Annotated in this window: 17 protein-coding genes; 10 read left to right on the forward strand and 7 right to left on the reverse strand. The window is 61.9% G+C overall.

Features of this window, described 5'->3' with window-relative positions:
* Positions 1-1,281 carry a TadE/TadG family type IV pilus assembly protein gene (locus OCK01_RS07340; protein WP_263823189.1) on the reverse strand — a complete coding sequence of 427 codons (1,281 nt, stop codon included), beginning with the start codon at positions 1,279-1,281 and terminating at the stop codon, positions 1-3.
* Between the two features lie 225 nt (positions 1,282-1,506).
* Here OCK01_RS07340 and OCK01_RS07345 point away from each other — a divergent pair, with 225 nt between their 5' ends.
* From OCK01_RS07345 to OCK01_RS07355, 3 genes are read left to right on the forward strand one after another with little or no spacing between them, the layout of a single operon-like run.
* Positions 1,507-1,959 (forward strand): hypothetical protein, encoded by a 453-nt coding sequence (locus OCK01_RS07345; RefSeq protein ID WP_263823190.1) that lies wholly within the window; start codon positions 1,507-1,509, stop codon positions 1,957-1,959.
* 5 nt (positions 1,960-1,964) lie between these two features.
* Entirely contained in the window at positions 1,965-2,603 is a 639-nt protein-coding gene (locus tag OCK01_RS07350) for a ribonuclease T2 family protein (protein WP_182829262.1), read from the forward strand.
* A gap of 10 nt (positions 2,604-2,613) precedes the next feature.
* The gene (locus OCK01_RS07355) at positions 2,614-3,210 is read left to right on the forward strand and encodes a glutathione S-transferase family protein (protein ID WP_263823191.1); all 597 of its coding nucleotides are present in this window, start codon (positions 2,614-2,616) and stop codon (positions 3,208-3,210) included.
* A gap of 22 nt (positions 3,211-3,232) precedes the next feature.
* Here the strand turns inward: OCK01_RS07355 and OCK01_RS07360 are convergent, their stop codons facing one another.
* The 3 genes from OCK01_RS07360 to OCK01_RS07370 all read right to left on the reverse strand — a co-directional run bounded on the left by OCK01_RS07360 (position 3,233) and on the right by OCK01_RS07370 (position 4,726).
* Positions 3,233-3,544: a hypothetical protein gene (locus OCK01_RS07360; RefSeq protein ID WP_182829466.1), complete on the reverse strand. Its 312-nt coding sequence runs from the start codon at positions 3,542-3,544 to the stop codon at positions 3,233-3,235.
* Positions 3,545-3,570: 26 nt separating this feature from the next.
* On the reverse strand, positions 3,571-3,933 hold the full coding sequence (locus tag OCK01_RS07365; RefSeq protein WP_263823192.1) for a hypothetical protein: 363 nt from the start codon (positions 3,931-3,933) through the stop codon (positions 3,571-3,573).
* A 157-nt stretch (positions 3,934-4,090) separates the two neighbouring features.
* Positions 4,091-4,726, reverse strand: coding sequence for an outer membrane protein (locus OCK01_RS07370; RefSeq protein ID WP_182826666.1), 636 nt, complete (start codon positions 4,724-4,726; stop codon positions 4,091-4,093).
* 345 nt (positions 4,727-5,071) lie between these two features.
* On the opposite strand from OCK01_RS07370, the gene OCK01_RS07375 reads away from it, so the two are divergent.
* Positions 5,072-5,839, forward strand: coding sequence for an SDR family oxidoreductase (locus OCK01_RS07375; protein WP_263823193.1), 768 nt, complete (start codon positions 5,072-5,074; stop codon positions 5,837-5,839).
* Positions 5,836-7,866: an excinuclease ABC subunit UvrC gene (gene uvrC, locus OCK01_RS07380; protein ID WP_263823194.1), complete on the forward strand. Its 2,031-nt coding sequence runs from the start codon at positions 5,836-5,838 to the stop codon at positions 7,864-7,866. Before OCK01_RS07375 ends, uvrC begins: the two co-directional genes overlap by 4 nt.
* 724 nt (positions 7,867-8,590) lie before the next feature.
* On the opposite strand, the gene OCK01_RS07385 is transcribed toward uvrC, so the two are convergent.
* Together OCK01_RS07385 and OCK01_RS07390 are read right to left on the reverse strand one after the other, a co-directional pair.
* Positions 8,591-9,964 (reverse strand): PleD family two-component system response regulator, encoded by a 1,374-nt coding sequence (locus tag OCK01_RS07385; RefSeq protein ID WP_263823195.1) that lies wholly within the window; start codon positions 9,962-9,964, stop codon positions 8,591-8,593.
* Positions 9,965-9,976: 12 nt separating this feature from the next.
* Positions 9,977-10,348 (reverse strand): response regulator, encoded by a 372-nt coding sequence (locus OCK01_RS07390; protein ID WP_137153959.1) that lies wholly within the window; start codon positions 10,346-10,348, stop codon positions 9,977-9,979.
* A 131-nt stretch (positions 10,349-10,479) separates the two neighbouring features.
* Between OCK01_RS07390 and OCK01_RS07395 the strand changes: the two genes are divergently transcribed.
* From OCK01_RS07395 to OCK01_RS07415, 5 genes are all read left to right on the forward strand, one after another.
* The gene (locus tag OCK01_RS07395) at positions 10,480-10,788 is read left to right on the forward strand and encodes a DUF3572 domain-containing protein (protein WP_263823196.1); all 309 of its coding nucleotides are present in this window, start codon (positions 10,480-10,482) and stop codon (positions 10,786-10,788) included.
* A complete protein-coding gene (locus OCK01_RS07400) occupies positions 10,785-11,423 on the forward strand; it encodes a hypothetical protein (RefSeq protein WP_263823197.1) in 639 nt (212 codons plus the stop codon). Before OCK01_RS07395 ends, OCK01_RS07400 begins: the two co-directional genes overlap by 4 nt.
* Before the next feature lie 86 nt (positions 11,424-11,509).
* Positions 11,510-12,805, forward strand: coding sequence for a DNA polymerase IV (locus OCK01_RS07405; protein WP_263823198.1), 1,296 nt, complete (start codon positions 11,510-11,512; stop codon positions 12,803-12,805).
* A 152-nt stretch (positions 12,806-12,957) separates the two neighbouring features.
* Positions 12,958-14,202 carry a L,D-transpeptidase family protein gene (locus OCK01_RS07410; RefSeq protein WP_263823199.1) on the forward strand — a complete coding sequence of 415 codons (1,245 nt, stop codon included), beginning with the start codon at positions 12,958-12,960 and terminating at the stop codon, positions 14,200-14,202.
* Between the two features lie 197 nt (positions 14,203-14,399).
* Complete coding sequence (locus OCK01_RS07415) at positions 14,400-15,581, forward strand: MFS transporter (RefSeq protein WP_263823200.1); 1,182 nt, start codon at positions 14,400-14,402, stop codon at positions 15,579-15,581.
* Between the two features lie 6 nt (positions 15,582-15,587).
* On the opposite strand, the gene dnaE is transcribed toward OCK01_RS07415, so the two are convergent.
* Complete coding sequence (gene dnaE, locus OCK01_RS07420; protein ID WP_263823201.1) at positions 15,588-19,076, reverse strand: DNA polymerase III subunit alpha; 3,489 nt, start codon at positions 19,074-19,076, stop codon at positions 15,588-15,590.
* Positions 19,077-19,357 lie beyond the last annotated feature (281 nt).

The following is a 19,357-nucleotide window of genomic DNA, read 5'->3' on the forward strand; positions in this document are numbered from 1 at the left end:
TCAGCCCGTCAGGCGGGGCATGTTGACGACCTTGAGAAACAGCGCGTTCATGGCGTCGGCGATGCCGCTCGACGGGCTGACTTCGAAATAGAGACCGTCGCTTGCGCAAGCCCTCATATTCGTGGCGATTTCGCTGCGGAACGGCTTGATCCACGTGTTGTACCAACCGTTGTTGCCGATCTCCAAATAGGTCGTGTAGAGGACTGCGATACGGACGCCGTTGGCCTTGATCTTGGTTGAGACCGACGTGTCGATGGGCTGCTGGCACCGCGTGTTTCCACTGAGCTTCTTGAGGCAACCGTTTGCTCGGCTGGCGTCCTCGACGCCGTCGCTGACCAGGAACAGCACCTTTTGCCGGTCCGCTGAATTCAGTCCTTGGCCGCCCGTTCCCATCGTCGCTTTCAGCGACGTCAAATTGGTCAAGAGATCGGTCTGCTGATCGTTGTTGTAGTTCTGATGAGGGATGCTCATGATGTCGACCGTGCCGGCGGCCGTCTTGATCGTATCGAGATTGGACGACATCGCGGCGACTTCAGTGAGCACGGCGTTGGTCGCGGCGGCGCCCATCGTGTAAAGCGCCATGCGGTACTGGTCGTTATAGCGACGGGTGGATTTGGCCGTGCTGATCATCGATTGCGTCGCCGACGCCACCAATTGAATGCGAAGGGTCGCGCCGATCGTCTTGGCGAGCGCATAGGCGTCGTTGGTGCTTCCCTCGATATGGCAGGCGAAAGCGCAACCGCCATTGTTGGATTCCAGCAGCGCGATGTCGCTGGTCGTCGCGCCCAGACCCATCGAGGGGGAATTGTCGAGCATCAGATAGAAGTCGGTATAGGTGACCGGCGAATAGGTTCCGGTGGCGGACCCGGCGATGTCGATCGAATTCCTGCCGACGATCTTCAAAAAGGTCGTCGGCACGCTGGCGTGAAACTCGACGCGAGACGTGAAGGTGGTGCTGTTTCTCTCGATGTCGAAACTGAAATCGGTCAGATAGGCCAGCGTCTTGGCGTCTGTGTTGGTCCTGAACCATTGTTGCGCGTCCGCTTCCGCCTCGGCGATCGCGCCGGTGCTGCCGTTGGTCAGCGCGGCGAGAACCCCGACGGATTGTTCCGCGATCGCCCCGACCGCAGCGGAATCGGCCGCTTGCCGCAGTTTCTGGCGGGCGTCCAAGGCGGACATGTAGTCGAGGGCCGAACCGATCGACATACAGAGCACGACAATCAGCAACGCCGCCATCATGGCGAAATTTCCCGAGCGATCTTTCATCAGCGATTGGAACACGGCGCCCCGCCTTTGGTTGGAACGCCATCAATAATTCGAAGCTGCTAATGTAAGGATAACTGGATTAGTTAATCGAAACCGACGAGACAACGTAAAACGCCTCACCTTCCCCGCCGCACCGGGACGCCAAGAAACGGTTCATAGCCCAGCGCCGCATCGGCTAGGCTCTTGACCCCCGCGCCGCTTCCAGACAAAGCTCACGCGGTATTTTCAGGAGATCGCTTCATGTCCGCCGCCCGGATCGCCTTGGCTTTTTCGCTCGCTCTCTCCGCCGTTTCGGCGCAGCCCGCCTTCTCGTTCGAGTTCCTGAAAATGCCGGCGCCGCAATGCGATTCCGCCAAGGTGCTCGCCTCGCTGAAAGAGCGCGTCGACGGTCGTTTCCGTTCGGTGAACAAGACCAAGCTCTATATAAAGAAAGTCGTCGATGCGCGGACGACCTATGAGCGACCCAAGGACGAGTTGCACAGGGTCGGCCGGAAATTTTGCCACGGCGTGGCGTTGATGGGCGGAGCCGGCTCGAAATACGAAAAACGCGACATCTGGTACACGCTGTCGACGCCGCAGGATCTCGCCGGCATTCCCGGCGTCGCCAGGATCGATTTCTGCATTTCCGGGCTCGACGTCTGGCGGATCTACGGCAAGGATTGCTCGACGCTCCGCACCACCATCGGCTGGTGACAGCCATGCGCGCCGCAGTTCGTCTGCTGGTCGCACTCACGGCGTCGATCGCCGGCTTTTCGGGGTCGGCGGCAAAGGCCGAGTCCTTCGATTTCTACGTCCTGTCGCTGTCGTGGTCGCCGAGCTGGTGCGCGGCAAATCCGGGTCGCGCCGACGATGCGCAGTGCGAAGAAAAGCGACGATTCATCGTTCATGGCCTCTGGCCGCAGAACGAGCGCGGCTGGCCGCAATTCTGCAAGAGCGACGAGCCAGAGCGCGTTCCGTCGGCGATGATGCGAGAGATCGGCGACGTCATGCCGTCGATCGGGCTTGCAGGTCATCAATGGCGCAAGCACGGCGCTTGCTCTGGGCTGAGCCAACAGCGCTATTTCCGCCTCCTCGAAGACGCCTATCGGCGGATCAAGCTGCCCGCCGTGATGTTCGACGGAAAGATAGATCGTCGGATCGGCGTAGACGAGATCGAAGCCTTGATGACCAGGGCGAATCCCGGACTGCCGCGAGACGGCGTCGCGGTTTCCTGCAGCGACGGCAGACTCGAAGAGATACGGATATGCCTGACGAAATCGCTCGGGTTCCGGTCATGCGAGGAAGTCGATCGCCAATCCTGCCGCGCCAAAAGCGTCGTTATCCCCTCCGCACAATGAAAGTCGCGCCATGAAGCTGCTCTACTCGTCGACATCGCCTTTTTCCGCGAAATGCCGCATGGCGTCGCGCTATCTCGGTCTCGACGTCGAGTTCGTGGCCGTCAAGACCGACGAAGAGCCGTCGCTGCTGGTCGACAACAACCCGCTCGGCAAGATACCTTGTCTCGTTCGGGATGACGCGCCGCCGGTGTTCGACAGCGGCGCCATCATGCAGTTCTTCAATCGAGACGCGAAGGGCAAGCTCTATCCGCGCAATCCGACACGGCGCACGGAGGCCGAAGTTCTGGAATCGTTATGCGACGGCGTCACGGATTGCCTGATCGCCATCATCTACGAGCGTCGGTTCCGCCCCGAAGACAAGCAGCATCAGCCTTGGATCGACAGGCAATGGGTGAAGGTCGAACGGGCGCTCGACCATCTCAATGCCAACCTTCCCAAAACGGGCAAGAGCCTGCATGGCGGCCATTTTGCGCTGGCGGCGCTCCTCGGCTATCTCGATCTGCGCTTCGCCGGACATTGGGAAAAGGGGCGCGGCAAGCTGAAGTCCTGGCGAAAAAAGTTCGAGCGCGTCTTCGCTGATTACGACGCGCTCAAGCCCCAGGCCTGATATAGGCCTGTCATAATTCATTTCAGGGGGTGACGCCGCGTTGCGGCTCCACGTCGCCGGGCGCAGGCGTCGCGTCGATCGCATCCTGAGCGGGAGGCTCGGTGTTACTGTCGGCGCCGACTGCAGGCGGGTCCGGCTGTTCGGGAGCGATCGAGAAGCCATAGATCTCCGCGGCACCCCAGGCCAACATCGCCAGTATCAGGCCAGCCACGAGAACCCAAAGCACCGGCACGCCCTTGGAACCCTGCCGGGCTTCGGTGGCGTTGCGTTCGACCGTGCGATCGACGATCGGCGCATCCTTCACTTTTCCATCCGTATCGATATATCTGGACATGTGGGATCCTCCCGGATGTGGCGACGTCAGGCGACGCCGGGTTTCACTGAAGCGACGAATTCCGGATAGACGCTCAAAAACTGGTCTTCCGAGCCGCTGAATCCTTCCTCGCACGTAAGCCGCACCGCGATATTGTCGCCGACATCGAGCGCGCCGTCGAAATACATGGCCGCCTCCCTGCCGTTCTGGCGGATCAGATCCACGGATTTGACGAAGCCGTTGTCGAGCAGCCAATCGCGCGACGCCATCACGCTGACGAGAATATTGTAGTCGTCGCCTTCGCTGCGGATCGCCCGCACTTGATAGGCGGCCGGCGCTTCCTGGCTGTCGAGGCGGATACGCCCCTGCCCGTCGGCCTCGCCGAGATGGTCTTCGCTGTCTTCGGCCATATCCTCGTCCTCGGTGATCACGGCCGCATGGACACGGCCTTCGAGAATTCAACGGCGCACCGAGGCGATGGTTCCACCGGCGCCGAAACGCGCAAAACCCCGCCGCTCGTCGCGACGGGGTCTTTTCGGTTGATTGATCCGGTTATGGATCGCTGGATCAGAAGCGCATGCCGAGGCCGACGGAGACCTGATGCTCCTTGAAGCCGCGGTCGCGCGCGCCGCTGTCGAGGTCGAAGGTCTGGGTCTGGTAGTTGGTGAAGCGGTATTCGGTCCGCGCCGTGATCTGGTCGGTGATCTTGGCTTCGACGCCGGCGCCGATGGTCGCGCCGAACAGCGTCTTGGAGTCTTCCGAGGTGCCGTCTTCGGCCTTGACATTGGTGGCGGCCAGACCAGCGGCGCCGTACACGAGAGCCGGCTGCAGGTCGTAGCCCACGCGGCCACGGATCGCGCCGTTCAGGCGCTGGGTGGTTTCGACGCCATTCTTGTTGCCATCGACGCCGGAATAGTTGACGTCGGCTTCGCCGCCGTAAACGATCTGGCCCTGCTGCATGTTGTAGCCGCCATAGAGGCCGCCGCCGAGACCGTTGGTGTCGTAGCCGCCGGGAGCGGTCTTCGCCCATTGCTGGGTCACGCGACCGCCGACATAGGCGCCGTCCCAGCCGCCGACCGGAGCCATTGCGTCCTGGGCTTCCGGCGCGATCGGAACTTCGTCGATGGCGTCGGCCGCCTGGGCGGCGGTGAGAGCGGACAGCATCATGGTGGAAGCTGCGAGCGTCACGAACAGATTGCGCATTTTCTTCTCCTTACATCCGACGTGCTGGGTCGCGCCCAGCGTCGCTATTGAATTTCGACATGACCCAAAAGGATCCAAAGCTCTGATGCACCCTTAATGAAGCGTTTTTCATTACCAACCGGTTAATCAAAAGAGGCAATGTTGTGACATTTTCCGGCATTCAGGCCTCAATTCATGTCGTTTGCAAAGTTATTCATTCATTTACCAAACTTATACTTTAAAAATTTCCAAACTTATTTTTGATTATCATGGTAAACAAAAGCTTTAATCTGAAATTTGCACATGCGCGTATCATGCCTATATCTTGCAGCGACAAGTCCGCGGGCGATTCAGAAGGCGCATAAGTTGAATATATTTTCCATCAAAACTGCGTTGGTCACCGGCGGATCGACGCGAATCGGCGCAGCGATTGTGAAGGATCTTGCCGAGCACGGTTTCGCCGTGGCCATCCACGCCAACGGCTCCGTGGCGCAGGCGCAGGAACTTTGCAGCGAGATCCGGTCCCGGGGCGGCAAGGCCGCCGTGGTGCAAGCGGATCTCTGCGACGCCACGGCGCGCGCCGGGATCATCGCGGCGGCGGTCGAGGCGCTGGGGCCTATCGGTCTCGTGATCAACAACGCCTCGATCTTCGAGGACGATTCCATCGAGAGCTTCGACGAGGCGGTGTTCGAACGGCATTTCGCCGTGCATGTGAAGGCGCCGGCCGCCCTCATCCGTGATTTCGCAGCGCAATTGCCCGAGCATGCGCAGGGGCTGGTCGTGAACATGGTCGATCAACGGGTCTGGGCGCTCAATCCGCGATTCTTCACCTATACGCTGTCCAAGGCCGCGCTCTGGACTGCAACGCAGACCCTGGCTCAGGCGCTCGCGCCGAAAATCCGGGTCAATGCGATCGGTCCCGGCCCGACGCTGAAGAACGAGCGGCAGAGCGACGCGGACTTCGCAGCGCAGGTGGAGGGACTGATCCTGAAAGCCGGTCCCGCGCTTCCGGAATTCGGCCGCACCATTCGTTTTCTCTTTGACACGCCGTCGATCACGGGCCAGATGATCGCTTTGGACGGCGGGCAACATCTCGCCTGGCAAACCCCGGATGTCGCGGAGATCAAGGAATGACGGCAATGACGCCGAAGGATGGCGGCGTTCTCTATGACGAAAATCTGACGGAAGACGAGTTCGACGAGACCGACGACGCCGAGATCGTCGCCGTCAAGGGTCCCGATATCGCCTGGCGCGAAACGCCGCTGCCGGAAACCGGGCTGACCGGCATGGAGCTGATCGGGGAATTCGTCAAGCGACTCCCCAACAGTCCCGGCGTCTACCGCATGCTCAACGCCGAAAACGAGGTGTTGTATGTCGGCAAGGCGCGGTCGCTGAAAAAGCGCGTCGGCAATTACGCCCAGGGCCGGGTGCATTCCAACCGTACGGCGCGGATGGTGCGCGAAACCGCCAATATGGAATTCGTCATCACCCGGACGGAAACCGAGGCGCTGCTGCTCGAAGCCAATCTGATCAAGCGGCTGCGCCCGCGCTTCAACGTGCTGCTGCGCGACGACAAGTCATTTCCCTATATCCTGATCACCGGCGGCCATCGCGCTCCGGCGATCTACAAGCATCGCGGCGCGCGCGTGCGCAAAGGCGATTACTTCGGCCCCTTCGCCTCGGCCACCGCCGTGGGCCGGACGATCAATTCGCTGCAGCGCGCCTTCCTGCTGCGCACCTGCACCGATTCGGTGTTCGAGAGCCGCACGCGGCCCTGCCTTCTCTACCAGATCAAGCGCTGTTCGGGCCCCTGCACCCATGAGGTCTCAGATCGGGACTATGACGAACTGGTGCGGGAGGCGCGCGACTTCCTGTCCGGCAAGAGCCAGAATGTGAAGGCGGAGATCGCCGGCCAGATGAATCAGGCCGCCGAAGATCTGGATTTCGAGCGCGCCGCCGTCTATCGCGACCGTTTGGCGGCGCTGTCGCATGTGCAGAGCCACCAAGGCATCAATCTCGCCAGCGTCGAGGAAGCCGACGTCTTCGCCATCCATCACGACGGCGGGCTCTCCTGCATTCAGGTGTTCTTCTATCGCACCGGCCAAAACTGGGGCAACCGGGCCTATTTCCCGAAGGCCGACCCGTCGCTGACGTCGGCGGAGGTGCTGAACGCGTTTCTGGCGCAGTTCTACGACGACAAGCCCTGCCCTCGGCAGATTCTCCTCTCGGAAACGATCGAGGAAATGGAATTGTTGTCGGACGCGCTGACCGAGCGGGCCGGCTTCCGCGTCGCAATTCACGCGCCGCAGCGCGGCGAAAAGCGCGAGGTGGTGGACCACGCGCTCAACAATGCGCGCGAGGCGCATGGCCGCAAGATCGCAGAGACGTCGTCGCAGACGCGGCTCCTCGCAGGCATGGCGGAAACCTTCGGCCTTCCCCACCCGCCCCGTCGCATCGAGATCTACGACAACTCCCATATCATGGGGACGAATGCGGTCGGCGGCATGGTGGTGGCCGGCATGGACGGCTTCCTCAAGAACCACTACCGCAAGTTCAACATCAAATCCCAGGACCTGACGCCCGGCGACGACTTCGGCATGATGCGCGAAGTGATGACGCGCCGCTTCAGCCGTCTCATCAAGGAGCATGGCAAGCCCGACCGCAGCAAGCCGCCGGAAGACGACGACGTCGTACCCGCGTGGCCGGACGTCATCCTGATCGACGGCGGCCAGGGACAGATGACCGCCGTGCGGGCCATTCTGGCGGAACTCGACATCACCGATTGCGTGACCGCGATCGGCGTCGCCAAGGGCGCAGATCGTGAAGCCGGTCGCGAGCGATTCTTCCAACAAGGCAAAGCCTCGTTCACCCTGCCGCCGCGCGACCCGGTGCTCTACTTCATTCAGCGCATGCGCGACGAGGCGCACCGCTTCGCCATCGGCTCACACAGGGCGCGGCGGAAGAAGGAGCTGGTGAAAAATCCGCTCGACGAAGTGGCCGGCATCGGGCCCACCCGCAAGCGCGCCCTTCTGCAACATTTCGGCACGGCGAAAGCGGTGTCGCGCGCCGGCATACAGGATCTGATGGCGGTGCAGGGCATCTCGGAGGCGGTGGCGCGATTGATCTATGCGCATTTCCACGACGCCCTGCCGGAAAAATAACGGTTGCGCGATCTGCCCCTTCATGACAAAAGCGCCGCCTTGCTGTGCAAGACGGCGCTTTCGAATTGGGGGTCGGTCAGCGTAATGGCAGAACGAGGACTCCGCGTATTTTACATCTGACCGACCGGCCCCACGATTCAGGAGATGCGGCGGACCTGAGCATCATGGGGTAGCTGGTAAGGTTTTGTTTCCCAACCGTTAAAATGAACATGACCGGGAATCGGGCGGAAATCAACGGCCCCTTGCGCATTATGCAGTGGAAACAATTCATATTTCACGGGTTTCTAACAAAGAAGCTCAAAATGTGCATTTGTAACAACGCTGAAATATGAGCAACAAGCGAGCAAGCCTTGCACAAGTTATGGCAGGTAGACTCAGAAATGCTCACTTAAGCGCCATTCCAAACAAACCGCATAGGACCCTGAAATCATTGAAAAATGCCAATTTGTCATATTAAATGAGATTTCAGGGTTTTATTGATTTGTACTGTCCGGCTTCCATCAGCAACCCTAAGGGGCCGAGGATTGAGTCGTTGTCGTCAAGCGGGTTTCTCGACGGCGGCATTTTCCTCAACAAAGCTGTGGATAACTATGGTCCGATGACCCGGCGGGACTCTTGACCAGGCGTAATTTTCATGAATCGCGCCTGCTTCGCGGGCAATTCCGCAAAAACATCGGAGACTCACTCGCGAAATTGTTCCGACTCGTCCAAATGCGGCTGGTGATCAGGCTGCGGCAGCGACGACGCGGTTGCGCCCTGCATGCTTGGCCTCATAGAGCGCCTTGTCGGCTTGCTTGAGAAGTTGATCCGGCGTCTCTGCGCCCCATACGGTGGAGGAAATGCCGATCGAGGCGGTGATCGGCAAGGTGAGCCCCGCGCCGCGAAGCTTGAAAGCCTCGATTTCCACCACGGCGCGCAACCGTTCAGCGACGACGGCGGCGACATCGGGCGTGGTGTCGGGCATGACCACCACGAATTCCTCGCCGCCGAAGCGGCAGGCGAGATCCGCCCCGCGCACCGTCTGGCGCACGCGGTTGGCGAATTCGCGCAGCACTTCGTCGCCCGCGTCATGACCATAGGTGTCGTTGACCGACTTGAAGCGGTCGATATCGGTGATGAGCAGCGACAACGGCCGTCCGCGAACAAGGGCGCGTTCGAACAACGTCTTGAGATGGCGGTCGAGATAGCGGCGATTGTTGAGGCCCGTGAGGCCGTCCGTCACCGCCAGTTCGAGCGTCTGTTCGAGGCCGGCGCGCAGTTGATCGTTGGCCCGCTTGCGGCGGATCTGCGTAAGGCAGCGCACGAGAAGCTCATTCGGCTCGATCGGCCGGAGAATATAGTCGTTGACGCCCAGTTCGAGCGCCCGCACCACCATGGCTTCGCCACCCTGATCGACCACCAGAAGAATGGGAATGAACCGGGATCGTTCCAGCGAGCGCAGCTGAGAACACAGCCGCAAGGGATCATATTCGTCGAAATTGGAATTGACGATCACCAGATCGTACTCGCCTTCCGCCGCATCGAAGATCGCGGCCTGCGGGTCGGAAATGGCCCTGACTTCGGCAATCGGCTTCAAGGTGCGGGCGATGCGCTCCTGCGAATTGGCGCGGCCGTCGACCAGCAGCACATTGGCCGGCTCGCCCTGATCGCGATCGGCGTTGAAGGACGCCATGTCGAGTCCGACGCTGCGCGCCGTCTCGGCGCGGAGGCGCAATTCGTCGTTCAGCATCTTGAGGCGAACCAGGCTCTTCACCCGCGCCATCAATTGCAGGTCGTTGACCGGCTTGGTGAGAAAATCGTCGGCGCCGGCTTTCAGCCCGCGCACGCGATCGGAAGCCTGATCGAGCGCGGTGACCATGACCACGGGGATATGCGCGGTGCGCGGATTGGCCTTGAGGCGTTCGCAGACTTCGAACCCGTCGATCCCCGGCATCATAATGTCGAGCAGGATGACGTCGACGGGGGTCTTGGCGCAGATATCGAGGCATTTATAGCCGTCATCCGCCGTCAGCACCTCGAAATATTCCGCAATGAGCCGCGCTTCGAGCAGCTTCAGATTGGCGGGGATATCGTCGACGACAAGGATACGCGCGGTCATGAGGGCTCCAGGTCAGGCGTCGCCCAGATAGGTTTTGATGGTTTCCAGAAATTTCGGCACCGAAATCGGCTTGGAAATATAGGCTTCGCAACCGCCCTGGCGGATTCGCTCCTCGTCGCCCTTCATCGCGAAGGCGGTGACGGCGATGACGGGAATGACATGCAGTTCGTCGTCTTCCTTCAGCCATTTCGTGACTTCGAGGCCCGAAACTTCCGGCAGCTGGATATCCATGAGAATGAGATCGGGGCGATGCTGGCGAGCGAGATCGAGCGCCTCCATGCCGTTGCGCGTCTGGATGGTCTTGTATCCCGACGCCTCGATCAGGTCTCGAAAGAGCTTCATGTTGAGCTCGTTGTCCTCGACGATCATCACCTGTTTCGGCATGGCGGTTCCAAAATACCCTTCATCTGCGCGCCTGACGTTTTCGAGTCCCATTTAAGGACGGCATGCAGTATTTACACGGTCGGTCCGATCGACCTTACGGCGATTCAGTTTACAAAGACGTAATGAAGCCCATGAAAAACCCAAGCCGCCCGCCCGCCTCAGTCACGCCCGAACAGGCCGACGAGATTGCCGTGAAGATCCTCGCCTGGCTTTCGGGTCAGGACGACCTGATGTCGCGCTTTCTCGCCATGACCGGCATCGAGGCGCGCGACATCCGGCGCGCGGCCGGCGAGCCCGGCTTTTTCGGCGGCCTGACCGGCTTCCTGATGAATCACGAGCCGACCCTGATGGCTTTCAGCGCCGAGAGCGGCGTTCCCGTCGAATGGATCCAGGCGGCGCATCGGCATTTCGCCGGTCCTGGCGAAGGGGTCTGGCTGTGATCGACGCCGTGCTCGCCTCCCTCGCCTCGTCTGCGCGACCGCTGCTCGTCTGCGACGTCGACGAAGTGATCCTCGAATTCCTCGATCCGTTTCACGCCTATCTGGAATCCGTCGATCATCGGCTGCATCCCGATTCCTTCAGGCTGCATGGCAATATCAGGCATGTCGGCGGCGAGGCGGCGACGGCGGAGGCCGTCGAGGCCTTTCAGGAAGAGTTCTTCCGCACACAGGACAAATGGCAAAAACCCGCGCGCAACGCGCGCGAGACCCTGGAGCGGCTGAGCGCCGGCGCCGATATCGTGCTGCTCACCGCGATGCCGCCGCGACATCAGGGCGTGCGGCGGGCGCTGCTCGATCTGTTCGGATTTCACTTCCCGATGATCGCCACGGAAGAGCCGAAAGGGCCCGTGGTCAATCAATTGATCTCCGATCGCGGCGTGCCGGCCGCCTTCGTCGACGACATCTTCACCAATCTTCATTCGGTGCGGACCCATGCTCCGGATTGCCTGTTGATCAACCTGATGGCCAACGACATCTTCCGCGCCATGGCGCCCGATCCCGGTGAGCGCATCCATAAGGCGGAAAGCTGGCTGGAGGCGGAGTTGTTGATCCGCGGCCATTTCGGCCAGGATTGAGAATTCCGGCATACAGCGATGATTGCGCTTGAGCGCGATCCCGGCTGTCGATAGGGTCGCTCCGTTCAATCTTTGTTCCGATCGCCATGGCCGATGTCGAGAGAGTGTCCGGTTTCTGCCGTGATTGCCTGGCGCCCGCGGCCGCCGGGGCGCGTCGCTGCGGCAAATGCGGCAGCCCTCGCCTGCTCCGTCATCCGGAACTCTTCCAGCTGACGGTCGCCCATGTCGATTGCGACGCCTTCTACGCCTCGGTGGAGAAGCGAGACAATCCGGAACTCGCCGACAAGCCGGTGATCGTCGGCGGCGGCAAGCGCGGCGTGGTGTCGACCGCGTGCTATATCGCCCGCATCCGCGGCGTCAAAAGCGCCATGCCGATGTTCAAGGCGCTCGAAGCCTGCCCGGACGCTGTCGTCGTCAAGCCGGACATGGAGAAATACGCCCGCGTCGGTCGCCAGATCCGAACCATGATGCAGGATCTGACGCCGCTGGTGCAGCCGCTGTCCATCGACGAGGCGTTCCTCGATCTCGCCGGGACGGAACGGCTGCATCACGATCCGCCGGCGCGGACCTTGGCGAAATTCGCCAGGCGGGTCGAGCAAGAGATCGGGATCACCATCTCGGTCGGGCTGTCCTATTGCAAATTCCTGGCCAAGGTCGCCTCGGACATGAACAAGCCGCGCGGCTTTTCCGTGATCGGCGAGGTCGAAGCGGTGGAGTTTCTCAAACCCAAGCCGGTGACGCTGATCTGGGGCGTCGGCAAGGCGTTTGCCGAGACGCTCGCGCGGGATGGCGTGACCCAGATTGGCCAATTGCAGCAGATGGAGGAGAGCGATCTCATGCGCCGCTACGGCGTCATGGGTCGGCGGCTCTATTCCTTGTCGCGGGGCATAGACGATCGCCGGGTGCATCTGAACGACGAGGCCAAGAGCGTGTCGGCCGAAACCACCTTCTTCGACGACCACGCCTCGGTAGAGGCGCTGACGCCTCCTCTGCGCGCGCTGGCCGAACAAGTGTCGAAGCGGCTGAAGAAGACCGCGACTGCGGGCCGGACCGTCGTGCTGAAGCTGAAGACCGCGGACTTCAAATTGCGAACCCGCAACCGGCGGCTCGACCCTCCGACCCAGCTCGCCGACCGGATCTTTCGTGAAGGCCTGTCCCTGCTCGACAAGGAGCTCGACGGCACGAAATTCCGCCTGATCGGCATCGGCGTCACAGATCTCTGCGACGAGGGTCAGGCCGATCCGCCTGATCTCGTCGATCCCGACGCCGGCAGGCGTGCAGCCGCCGAGGCCGCCATGGACAAGCTCAGGGACAAGTTCGGCGTCAAGAGCATCGAGACCGGCTACACGTTCGGGCGCGGCAAGCGCGGGCATGGGCCTTGAGCCGAGACGGCAACATTCTCCTCGCGCATTTACCAAGCATAAACCATGTTTTCACACCTATGCATGTTTCCGTGGAAACAGCGCCCCTTGAAAATCTTTCGTAATTGATCTTCTATAGTTTTCGAGGCGACAGTATAGTGTGGAGAACGCCCATGAATTTTCGCGCCATTTTGGGACTGGCTCTGGCGACGACATTTCTCTTCGGCGCAACAGCCAAAGCGGAGAGCGACGATCCCCTGCAGATCTTCGTGTCCAAGGACAAACAAAGCTTGGCGGTTTATGACGGCGCGGCGCTGGTGGCGACCAGCAACGTCTCCACCGGAAAACCCGGCCATACAACGCCGTCCGGGATCTTCTCGGTGCTCGAAAAGCGCAAGACCCATTTTTCCAATCTCTACGACGACGCGCCGATGCCCTTCATGCAACGGCTGACCTGGTCCGGCATCGCCTTGCATGAATCGGCGCATGTGCCGCGCTATCCGGCGTCGCATGGATGCGTGCGCATGCCGCGCGACTTCGCCAAGATGCTGTTCGGCATGACCAAGCGCGGCTACCATGTGGTGATCGCAGACCGTGAAATGGCGCCGCAGCCGATGCCCGAAATCGGCCTGTTCAAGCCGCGCTATCCGGCCCGAGACGGCGACCTGTTGAGCGATGCGGCCATGCGGCCCAGCATGCCGGCGGGCGATTCGGCCGTCGAAATCGCGGCCGCCGAAACCCTGCCGAAGCTCGGAGCGGGCGCGGTGGCGGAACTGCCCAAGCCGCAGCCTGCGCTGAAACTGCTGATCACGCGGGTGACCGAACGTCACGCGTTGCGCGAAGTCCAGGCCATGCTGAACCAACTCGGCTATGAAGCCGGCGACGAGACGGGAACGCCGACCGCCAAGACCGCCAAGGCGATCAAGGCTTATCAGAGCCTGCACGGCCAGAAGCCGACCGGACAGATGAACGCCGCGCTCCGCACGTCCATCTATAAAGTGCTGAACCGCAAGGCCCCGACCGGGTGGCTCTACGCCCGCCAGAAGTTCAAGCCGGTCTTCGACGGCCCGGTCGACATCAACGAGCCGGACCTGGCGCTCGGCACGCATTTCTATCACGCCGTCGCCGTGCATCCCGCCCAGCGCCGCGCCGACTGGTACGGCGTCACGCTCGACAACCGGATCCCGGCGAAACAAGCGGCCCGCCTCGGCATCGACCGCTATCCGGACGCCGAGGCCGAGGATGCCGCCCAAACCGCCTTCGAACGGATCTCGATCCCCACCGACCTTCGCGACAAGATCGAAATGATGATGGGCAGCGGCTCCTCCCTCACCATCACCGACGCGCAGGACACGCTCAACACCGGCGACGGCACCGATTTCATCACCACGACCGTCGAGCCGCGCAAGGCCGGGTGAGCCTTCCATTCCAATGACGATCTCCTGAGCCGCCGGGCGTCGCATCGCCCGGCGGTTTTGCGTTGGGCAAGTCGGCAACAGAGCCGCTGAAAACGACAAGCGCTCCGGCTGGGCGCGGGAGACGGCTTGCCGCGCCACGTCGGCGGGTCTAGGCAGGATTCGCTTTCCTTTCGTCATCCCGGTTCCGCATCCCTCCCATGAACGCCGCGACCACTCGTTCCGCACGGCTGATTCTGCTGTCGCTTTTCGTGACCGCGCTCGGCAATTCCGCCATGATCCCGTTCATGGCCTATTTCATCATGCAGGAGCTCCATATGAGCGCCCTGCATGTGACGGGTTATTCCGTGGCCGCGAGCCTGCTGACGATGCTCTGCAACCGCGTGGTCGGCGAGCGCATCGACCGGGGCGGCCGGATGTTCGATTATGTTGCGGTTGGCAATATCGGGCTGATGGCGGCGAGTCTCGCGGTTCTCATCGTCCCCACCTATCCCACCGTGCTGCTGGCGGCGGCGCCCTGTCTGGCGCTTGCGGGCGCAGGCGTCTCGGCCGTCTACATCCTCGGTCGCTTGTTCGCGGAGCGTAACGGCCTCGACGTGCAGCGCTACAACGCCAAGGTCCGCACGATGGTGTCGACCGGCTGGATGTTCGGCCCCGCCCTCTCCTATCTGATCGCCGCGCGCGGCGGCTCATTCTACGTCTTCCTGTTCGTGCTGGCGCTGTCGATCGCCGCCCTGGCCACGACCGCGATCAGCCTGCCGCGCGACTTTCGGACGGAGAAACGCGAAACGCGTTCGGCTTCCGAAAATCCGGGCTGGTTCGACAACCGCCCGCTCTGGCTCGCCGCAGGAGCTTGCTTCCTGTTCAACATCGCCCATGTGCTCTGCGCCTCGGCGCTGCCGCTGTTCTATATCCGCGAAGCGCATCTGCCGGTCTATGCGCCGGGTCTGTCGCTGACCTTTAAATGCCTGGCGGAAATAGTGGCCATCATGGGCTCGTCCTACATCACCGAGCGCATCGGGCGCCGCAACGCGCTGTATTTCGCCGCCGTCGCCGGCATGGCGGCCTTCGCCGTCCTGCATGAGGCGACCAGCCTGCCGCTGATGGCTTTGGGCGCGCTGATGGAGGGCGCCTATTTCGGGCTTTTCGCGGGCGTGGCCGTGAGTTTCATGCAGGGTTTCGCCCGAGGCCGCATCGGTCGCGCTACCTCGCTCTACATGAACAGCCTGTTTTTGGGGTCGCTGACGGCCAGCACGATGACCGGTCTCATCGCCACCGCCTTCAGCTTTCAGGCGGCGATCGCCACCGCCGGGCTCGCGATGACGGCGGCGCTGGCGATGCTCTTTCTCACCCGCCGCGCCGACGCAGAAGCAGAGGCCTGAAACCGATCAGACCAGTTCGATGTCGATCACGCCGGGGGTGGCGCGCATGGCGGCGGCGATCTCCGGCGAGATGCGAAAGCGTTCGGGCAGTTCCACCTCGATCTCGCGCTTGCCCTCGTCCTTGATGACGATGAACGATACGACGCCTTCGCCGCGCTTGTTGAGATGGGTCGCCACCGAGCGCAGGGGCGCGGCGTCACGCACGAAAATGCGCATCGCCTTCTGCATCTGCACCGACTTTTCCTCCAGCGACTGAACCGACTGGATGCGCAGGCTCACGCCTTCCGGCCGCTCCTCGGCTTCGACGCCGATCACATAGGATTTGCCGGTTTCGAGAAGGTCGCGATATTGCGCCAAGGTCTCGGAGAACATCACCGCCTCGAACTGGCCTGAGGAGTCCGAGAAGGCGACGATGCCCATCTTGTTGCCGGTGCGCGTCTTGCGTTCCTGCTTGGAGATGACCGTGCCCGCGAGCCGCCCCGGCGCCTTGCCCTGCTTTACCGCATTGGTGAAATTGGCGAAGGTCTGCACCCGGAGTTTCGTCAGCACCGCCTGATAGGCGTCGAGCGGATGAGCGGTGAGATAGAAGCCGAGAACCTGGAATTCCTTGAGCAGCTTTTCCGAGGCCAGCCAAAGGGCGGTCGGTTGAAGGCCGATTTTCTCGGGACCAGACGCGCCCGAGCCGAACATGTCCGACTGTCCGCTGGTCTTGTTCTGCACGGCGCGCTGGGCATAAGCCATGAGACGGTCGATGCCGGCCGCCAGCGTGGCGCGGTCGACGTTGAAACAATCGAAGGCCCCGGCCGAGATCAGGCTTTCCCAGACGCGGCGGTTGACGAGCTTGGGATCGGTGCGCAGGCAGAAATCCTCGAGGCTTTCGAAGGGCGTGTCGCCGCGGGCCTCGACGATGTGGTCGACCACCGCCTCGCCGACGCCTTTGATGGCGGCGAGCGAATAGAAGATGCAATTGTCGCCGGTCTCGAAACGGCGGAACGAGGTCTGCACCGAAGGCGGCACGATCTTGATGCCGAGCCGCATGGCGTCCTGGCGGAAGTCGTTGACCTTTTCGGTGTTGGCCATGTCAAGCGTCATCGACGCGGCCAGGAACTCCACCGGGTAATGCGCCTTGAGATAGGCGGTCTGATAGGAGACCACGGCATAGGCCGCGGCGTGGGATTTGTTGAAGCCGTAATTGGCGAATTTGGCGAGCAGGTCGAAGATCAGGTTGGCTTGCGGCTTTGAGACCTTGTTGGCGATAGCGCCCTCGACGAAGCGCTCGCGCTGCTTGTCCATCTCCTCCTTGATCTTCTTACCCATGGCGCGGCGCAGAAGGTCGGCTTCGCCGAGCGAATAGCCCGACAGAACCTGGGCGATTTGCATGACCTGTTCCTGGTAGACGATGACGCCCTGGGTTTCCTTGAGCAGGTAGTCGATGGTCGGATGGACCGACTCGATCTCCTCCTCGCCATGTTTGCGGGCGTTGTAGACCGGGATGTTCTCCATCGGGCCCGGGCGGTAGAGCGCCACGAGCGCGATGATGTCCTCGATGCAGTCGGGCCGCATGCCGATCAGCGCCTTGCGCATGCCCGCGCTTTCCACCTGGAACACACCGACCGTCTCGCCGCGCGAGAGCATCTCATAGGTGAGTTTGTCGTCGAGCGGCAGGGCGGAGAGATCGACGGAAATGTTGCGCTTGGCGATGAAGTCGACGGCGACTTTGAGCACCGTGAGCGTCTTGAGGCCGAGGAAGTCGAACTTCACCAGCCCCGCCTGCTCCACCCATTTCATATTGAACTGGGTGACCGGCATGTCCGAGCGCGGGTCTCGGTAAAGCGGCACGAGTTGCGCGAGCGGCCGGTCGCCGATGACGATGCCGGCGGCGTGGGTGGAGGCGTGACGATAGAGGCCTTCGATCTTCTGGGCGATGTTGAGCAGGCGGGCGACGACCGGCTCCTTCTCCGCCTCCTCCTTCAGGCGCGGCTCCTCCTCGATGGCCTTATAGAGCGGCGTCGGATTGGCCGGATTGTTGGGCACCAGCTTGCAGATGCGGTCGACCTGGCCATAGGGCATCTCGAGCACGCGACCGACGTCGCGCAGCGCCGCCCGCGCCTGCAGCGATCCGAAGGTGATGATCTGCGCCACCTGCTCGCGGCCGTATTTCTGCTGCACATAGCGGATCACCTCTTCGCGGCGATCCTGGCAAAAGTCGATATCGAAGTCGGGCATCGAGACGCGTTCGGGATTGAGGAAGCGTTCGAACAGCAGCGAAAAGCGCAAGGGGTCGATGTCGGTGATGGTCAGAGCGTAGGCCACCAGCGAGCCTGCGCCGGAACCACGGCCCGGGCCGACCGGAATGTCGTGCTGCTTGGCCCATTTGATGAAGTCCGCCACGATGAGAAAGTAGCCGGGGAACTTCATTTTGGTGATGATCGACAGTTCGAAATCGAGCCGCTCGTTGTAGTCCTTCTCGGTATAGCCGTTGGCGAGGCCGATCGTGTCAAGCCGCATCCGCAGGCCTTCCCAGGCCTGGCGCGAAAGTTCGTCGGACTCGGCCTTTTCGGCGGCGGCGTGATCGTCGGAGGCGCCGGTGAAGCGCGGCAGGATCGGCGCGACGCCCTTGAGCATGAAGGCGCAGCGGCGGGCGATTTCGACCGTGTTCTCGATCGCTTCCGGCAGATCGGCGAAGAGTTTCGCCATTTCCGCCCGGCTCTTGAAGTAGTGGTCGCGAGTCAGCCGGAAACGGCTGTCGTCGGACACCAACGCGCCATGCGCCACCGCCATCAGCGCGTCATGCGCCTCGAAATCGTCGGCGGCCGGAAAGAAGGGCTCATTGGTGGCGACGATCGGCAGTTCCAGCCCATAAGCCAGCTCCAGCATGCGGTTTTCATGGCGGCGGTCATAACCGGCATGGCGCTGGATTTCGACATAGAGCCGGTCCGGGAAATAATCGGCCAGAGATCTGAGCCGCGACGAAGCGAGTGCGGCATGGCCTTCGCGCAGGGCCATGTCGACAGGCCCCGCCACGCCGCCGGTCAGGGCGATCACGCCCTCGGCGCCGTGATTCAGCCAGGAGCGCTTGATGTGGATCGTGCCCGGCCCGTCGCCCTCCATATAGGCGCGGCTGACGAGATTGGAGACCACGTTATAGCCGTCCGCGGTCGCCGCCAGCAGCACGATCGCCGGAAGCTTCCGCATCTGCGGCTGGCGGCTGCGCTCGTCGGCGACCTCGTCCTCGAAATCGATCGACAGCTGGCAGCCGATGATCGGCTGCAGCCCGTCGCCCGACGCGAGCTTGGAGAATTCCAGCGCCGCGAACAGATTGTTGGTGTCGGTCAGCGCCAAAGCCGGCTGCTGGTCGGCCACCGCCTTGGCGATGATCTTCTTGACCGGCAAGGCCCCTTCCAGCAGCGAATAGGCGGAGTGCGCCCGAAGATGCACGAATTGCGGCGTCTCAGCCAAACCCTCGAGGGGAGAAATTGCGTCCGCGTCGGCCATGTCGCTTCACCTGGATTCTTTGACCCGTTGTAGCGGGTCGAGCCGGCGCCCGTCCAGTCCGAGGCGAAGCGGAGTCGCGTGAACTCACAATGCGCTCATCACCACGGCGAAGCTCGCCACGAACATGATGACTGAGGTGAATGCTGCCATGTCACGAAAAAAATCGGTCATTTACGCCTCCTGTTCGGTTATGTTCTTTTTATGTTCTATCATTGTTCTGTTGTCAACGATCTCCACAGGGGCAAGGTAAATGAATTCTTTCCGAGAATAATCCGGCCGCG

Source organism: Rhizobium sp. TRM95796 (assembly GCF_025779995.1).
In the GTDB taxonomy this organism is placed as follows: Bacteria; Pseudomonadota; Alphaproteobacteria; order Rhizobiales; family Rhizobiaceae; genus Rhizobium_E.